The organism is Pseudomonas sp. P5_A2_2, assembly GCF_054177685.1.
The window spans coordinates 1-5753 of the sequence record NZ_JBGCUL010000252.1 but is presented as its reverse complement, the minus strand read 5'-3'; the positions used below and the strand labels follow the sequence as shown (position 1 = coordinate 5753).

The following is a 5753-nucleotide window of genomic DNA, read 5'->3' as shown; positions in this document are numbered from 1 at the left end:
CTTCAGGGGGGGCCGCCGGGGGCCGCGGCAGCTCGTATGGACAATCGCTGGCCGATGACTCACAACCGGCGCAAAGCGTTTCAAATCTGTATGACGAGGCCAGCGGGTTCTTCGGTGGCGGCAAGTTCAGCTTCGAAACCGGAATTACCTACTCCCGATACGATACCCGCCAACTGATCCTCAACGGCTTTCTCGCCCTGGACTCGATCTTTCTGGGCGCCATCAACCTGGACCGGATCAAGGCCGACACCTGGACGCTTGACCTCACCGGCCGCTACAACTTCAACAATCGCTGGCAGTTCGACCTGAACGTGCCGGTGGTCTACCGTGAATCCACCTACCAGTCCGGTGGCGGCAATAACGGCACCGCCAACGTCACGACTGAAGATACCGTCAAGGAAGACCCGACCATAGGTGACGTCAACTTCGGTATCGCCTACAAATTCCTCGACGAGTCGGTCAACACCCCGGATGCCGTGGTGACCTTGCGCGTCAAGGCGCCGACCGGCAAAGATCCGTTCGGCATCAAGCTGATTCGGGTGGACGATAACTCCAACCTGGCCGTGCCTGAGTCCTTGCCTACCGGTAATGGTGTCTGGTCGATTACGCCGGGGATCTCTCTGGTCAAGACGTTCGATCCGGCGGTGCTGTTCGGCAGCCTGTCCTACACGCACAATCTGGAGGAGTCTTTCGACGACATCAGTTCCAACCCGGCGGTCAAGACACCGGGCAAAGTACGCATTGGCGACAGCTTCCAGATTGGCACCGGTATTGCGTTCGCCTTGAACGAAAAGATGAGTATGTCGTTTTCAGTCTCGGACCTGGTGCAACGCAAAAGCAAGCTCAAGGAAGATGGCGGGGATTGGCAATCGGTGGTCTCCAGCGATGCCAACGCCGGTTACTTCAACATCGGCATGACCATTGCGGCCACCGACAACCTGACTATCGTACCCAACCTGTCCATCGGCATGACGGACGATGCCCCGGACTTTCAGTTCAGCCTGAAACTTCCTTACTACTTCTGACCCGAACAAAAAACCTGCAGCAATTTCAATCGCAGCGTTTTTTTGTTCAAAGCTGCGGTTCAGCGAATCTGGTGCTTGTGCAACAACCGGTAGAAGGTCGGTCGCGACACACCCAATACTTTGGCGGCGACACTCAGGTTATCGCTGTGGCGGCTCAATACGTCACACAATGCCTGGCGTTCGGCCCGGCTCTTGTATTCTTCGAGGGTACCCATCGGCGCGACGATTGTATGCGGACTGATCAACCCCAGATCACGGGCCTCGATCTGCCGGCCTTCGGCCAACACCAGCCCGCGACGAACGCGGTTGGCCAGTTCGCGAACATTGCCTGGCCAGTCGTGTTTGCCCATGGCAATCAATGCGTCTTCGCTGAAGCTGCGTGGGCGGCGCCCGGTTTCATGGCTGTAGAAATGGGAGAAGTGGTTGGCAAGCGTCGCCAGGTCGCCATGGCGCTCGCGCAGTGGAACGGTCGCCACTTGCAGTACGTTCAAGCGGTAATACAAGTCTTCACGAAAGCGTTTCTTCGCGATGGCGGCTTCAAGGTCGACGTTCGTCGCCGCCAGAACCCGCACATCCACCGCAATCGGCTGACTGCCGCCCACTCGCTCGATGTGTTTTTCCTGGAGGAACCGCAACAGGTTGGCCTGCAACTCCAGTGGCAGGTCACCGATCTCATCGAGAAACAGAGTGCCCCCGTTGGCGGCTTCTATCCGTCCGACCTTGCGTTGGTGCGCGCCGGTAAATGCGCCTTTCTCATGGCCAAACAGCTCGGACTGGATCAAGTGTTCGGGAATCGCACCACAATTGATCGCGATAAAGGGTTTGCTGTGACGCTGGGACAGACGATGCAGGGTGCGTGCGACCAGTTCCTTGCCAGTGCCGCTTTCACCCCGAATCAACACCGGAGATTCGGTCGGAGCCAGTTTGCTCAACAGCTTTCGCAGTTCACGGACAGGTTTGCTGTCACCCAGCAATTCGTGCTCGGGCTGGTCAACATGGACCGTGCCCTGCCCGCGCAACCGCGCCATGCCAAACGCCCGGCCCAGCGTGACCTGAACCCTGGACACATCGAATGGCAAGGTATGAAAGTCAAAAAACCACTCACAGACGAAGTCACCGACATTTTGCAGGCGCAGCACTTCCTGATTGAGTACGGCTATCCATTCGGTGCCACTGCGGCTGATCAATTCCTTGACGGCTTCCGGGTGCTCAAGGTGAGAGGGCTGCAAGCGCAACAAGCCCACGTCACAGGTTCGGTCAGTGGCGTTCGCCAGCGTGCAGCTATCAACGTCCCAACCGATAGCGCGCAATCCAGGGAGCAGACGATAGCAATCGTCACAGGGGTCCACCACTAACAAACGTCGTAAAGCAGGCGCATCGCTCATGACTGTTCCTTGGCGCCAAATTTAAGAAATTTTATTAAAAACAGTCATTTGGCAGACCTGACTGTAACATTAGCAAGAATTTGACAGGGCCTTGTACTGTTTGACTATAGCGACGCTGTAAAACCAGTTATAAGTTGTGATTATGTTAGTTACCTAACGACTCTTTCCTTTCATTGCGCTTTCAATGCCAGCCTCATTCTTGAGCCTGTGAAATAAAGTGGAAATTAATTTTGATTGTGTGTGACCCAAGCCCCGGTTGCGGGCATCAGTACAAGTAACCAGCCGAACGGTAAGCCCAACCGACGGCACATCACTTGATTGGGCATACAGAGAGAAGACCCTATGAACGCCCCGCTCCGTATCAACGAAGCACTGCTGATTGCCGACCGCGCATTCAAACCATTCAAATGCGTSGCCTGGGCCSCRCAAGACGGTAATGGCGAACTSAGCCTGACCGTYATCGACCGCACCAGCACCAGCATTGGCCGCAAGCAGATCCCAAGCAGTGCCTACTCCGACCCTGAACAGCTTGAACGTCTGCTGGAACAGGCCCGCGCCGAATTGAGCGAGGAAGGTTACACACTGCAGTCGTGGTCGATGCCGCACTAATCGTTTTGCGGATTAYTCCGGGGTAGTCCGCACCCTCCCCCCTTGTCATTAGTCGGGTTGATCGTTTTCACCGATCCGCACTCATTTCCCGCACAAATTAGAACTATTGCGCACCCGGTACTTTGCAGGCTTGCCATTGGTTCGAAAAGACACTGTTGTGGCACACAACGACTCTCCGTCTGTGAGTTCTCACCGTTGCGCATCTCATCATTCAGGGATTGAATATTCTCCCTACATAGTCGCCGCCCAAACTTCTGGATCAGGACGACTCGCAAGGAGATGCGGTGCATGTCACGCCAGTCCGCTTTTGCCTTCTCCGCCACCCGGAACCCCCCCGGGACCCTCGATACGACGTTTGCCGCCAACGGCAAAACCCAGGTGTATTTCGTCGACAGCCTTTCCAGCCTCGCCAATGACATTGCGATCGATGCGCAGGGCCGCTTGCTGGTAGCCGCAAAAGTCGCCATGGCCGATGGCAGCCGCTTTGGTCTGGCCCGCTTGCTGGAGGATGGTTGCGCAGACCTCGCGTTCGGCAAGCAAGGTAGTGTCATCGGCCAATTCGAACCGGGATTCGAAGCCATGGGCGCCAAGGTTCTGGTCATGCCCGACGGCAATATCCTGTTGGCCGGGCTGCACTACGAAAACGCGCACCGCACGCTCCCGGCCCTCGCCTTGCTGGATCACCAGGGTCGCCTGGTTCAGAGCTTTGGCGATAATGGCCGCCGCGTCGTGCGACTGCCTGGCGGTCTGTCCCTGGGCATCCGCGATGCCTGGCTGCCACCCGGCGTGCCGGGCGCGGAAGCCTGCGATATCGCCATACAGCAAGACGGCCGGATCCTGATCCTGGCCAACCATCACTACGAACTGGCCGATCACGTCGGCCTGTTGATACGGCTGGATGCCGAAGGCTCGCTGGACTGTTCGTTCAACGGTAGCGGCTTCGTGGTGGTCAGGCACCTGCTGATGAATACCTGGCTCAGCAGCCTGACGGTACAACGTGATGGCCGAATTCTGGTCGGTGGATCGATCAACTTTCCTGAAGAAGGCTTGCTGGCGCGCTATCACGCGGACGGCCGCCTCGATGACCGTTTTGCCGTAGATGGATTCATGGCCTTCAAGGCGCAAGGGCATGGCGCCCGGGTCAGTCAGGTGGTCCAGCAAAACGACGGCGACATCCTGTGTTTTGGCAGCAGCTGCGAGCCGATGCACTGCCTGACATTTAAAATGCGCAGCAATGGCCGACCCGACAATCATTGTAACCGCGGACAACCACAGCGGCTGCAAATCGGTCACAGCGGATGCCAGTGGATCGCCGCGCAGTTACAGCCCGATGGCGGTGTGCTGACAGCGGGTGCAACCATCGGCGGCGTTGAAGCAGACTTCATACTCGGGCGATACCTGCCCAACGGCCATCCCGATCGCCGCTTTGGCAAAGGCTGCGGCTGTACGCGTACTCGCCTGGGCCCCAGCCCGGATACCGCCACCTGTGTCACGGTGCAGGCCGATGGAAACATCGTGGCTGGCGGCTATTCGCTGCAGGGTAGTTACAAGGCAGTCGTCGCGCGCTTTCTGGGCTAAACCGATGGGTTTTTCCTGTGCTTGATCTTCTCGCCCGCTTACGGCAACTTGCGCGCTTCTTAAAACAAGGAGCAGCCGATGTCCGGTTCAATGGCCCAGGCGTTCGCGCACAACTTTCTCGGGAACTCGCCCCGTTGGTATAAGGCCTGCATCGTCGGCTTTCTGATTCTCAATGCCCTGGTGCTGTGGACCGCAGGCCCGGTGGCGGCCGGCTGGCTGCTGGTGCTTGAGTTCATCTTTACCCTGGCCATGGCGCTCAAGTGTTATCCGCTGATGCCCGGCGGCCTGTTATTGATTGAAGCCCTGTTGCTGAAGATGACCACGCCACAGGCGCTGTACGACGAGTTGCTGCACAATTTCCCGGTGATCCTGCTGCTGATGTTCATGGTGGCCGGTATCTATTTCATGAAGGACTTGTTGCTGTACCTGTTCTCGCGCCTGCTGTTGGGGGTTCGTTCCAAGGCCCTGCTGGCCCTGATGTTCTGCTTTCTGTCGGCGTTTCTGTCGGCGTTCCTCGATGCCTTGACCGTGACTGCCGTGATCATCAGTGCCGCCGTAGGCTTTTACTCGGTGTATCACCGCGTCGCCTCTGGTAACGATCCGCGTCTGGACAGCGAGTTCAGCGACGACAAACATCTGCCCACCCTCCATCAGGGTGATCTCGAACAGTTCCGCGCCTTTCTGCGCAGCTTGCTGATGCACGGTGCCGTGGGTACCGCATTGGGCGGAGTCTGCACGCTGGTCGGTGAACCGCAGAACCTGCTGATCGGCCATGAAATGGGCTGGCACTTCTCCGACTTCTTTACCCGGGTTGCGCCGGTATCCCTACCGGTACTGGTTGCCGGGCTGATCACGTGCGTGCTGCTGGAAAAGCTGCGCTGGTTCGGATACGGCACGCTGCTGCCGGATAACGTCCGCGCGGTACTGGCCAACTACGCCGCCGAAGACAATGCCGAGCGCACCGCGCGTCAAAGTGCAGCGCTGCTGGTGCAAGGCTTTGCCGCATTGATTCTGATTGCCGGGCTGGCGTTCCACATTGCCGAAGTGGGTTTGATCGGTTTGATGGTGATCGTGCTGATCACCGCCTTTACCGGCATCACCGACGAACACCGTCTCGGCACCGCGTTCAAGGACGCCATGCCGTTCACCTCATTGC

5 protein-coding genes are annotated in these 5753 nt (G+C 57.9%); 4 read left to right on the top strand and 1 reads right to left on the bottom strand.

Annotated features, from left to right (window positions below):
- Positions 1 to 1025, top strand: a 1025-nt coding sequence (locus ACXRVY_RS15440) for a hypothetical protein (protein WP_458237698.1), incomplete at its 5' end; no start/stop codon positions are given.
- Positions 1026 to 1084: 59 nt separating this feature from the next.
- Here the strand turns inward: ACXRVY_RS15440 and ACXRVY_RS15435 are convergent.
- On the bottom strand, positions 1085 to 2410 hold the full coding sequence (locus tag ACXRVY_RS15435) for a sigma-54 dependent transcriptional regulator (RefSeq protein WP_223458167.1): 1326 nt from the start codon (positions 2408 to 2410) through the stop codon (positions 1085 to 1087).
- Positions 2411 to 2752: 342 nt separating this feature from the next.
- Here ACXRVY_RS15435 and ACXRVY_RS15430 point away from each other — a divergent pair, with 342 nt between their 5' ends.
- The 3 genes from ACXRVY_RS15430 to ACXRVY_RS15420 form a co-directional block, all read left to right on the top strand.
- Positions 2753 to 3019, top strand: a complete 267-nt coding sequence (locus tag ACXRVY_RS15430) for a hypothetical protein (RefSeq protein WP_458237697.1) — start codon at positions 2753 to 2755, stop codon at positions 3017 to 3019.
- 288 nt (positions 3020 to 3307) lie between these two features.
- Positions 3308 to 4597 carry a hypothetical protein gene (locus tag ACXRVY_RS15425; protein ID WP_457265986.1) on the top strand — a complete coding sequence of 430 codons (1290 nt, stop codon included), beginning with the start codon at positions 3308 to 3310 and terminating at the stop codon, positions 4595 to 4597.
- A gap of 78 nt (positions 4598 to 4675) precedes the next feature.
- The coding region (locus ACXRVY_RS15420) for an SLC13 family permease (RefSeq protein WP_458237696.1) at positions 4676 to 5753 on the top strand (1078 nt) is incomplete at its 3' end.

Coding starts and splice junctions, on each gene's coding strand:
- ACXRVY_RS15435 (WP_223458167.1), bottom strand. CDS start 2,410: ATGAGCGATGCGCCTGCTTTACGACGTTTGTTAGTGGTGGACCCCTGT.
- ACXRVY_RS15425 (WP_457265986.1), top strand. CDS start 3,308: ATGTCACGCCAGTCCGCTTTTGCCTTCTCCGCCACCCGGAACCCCCCC.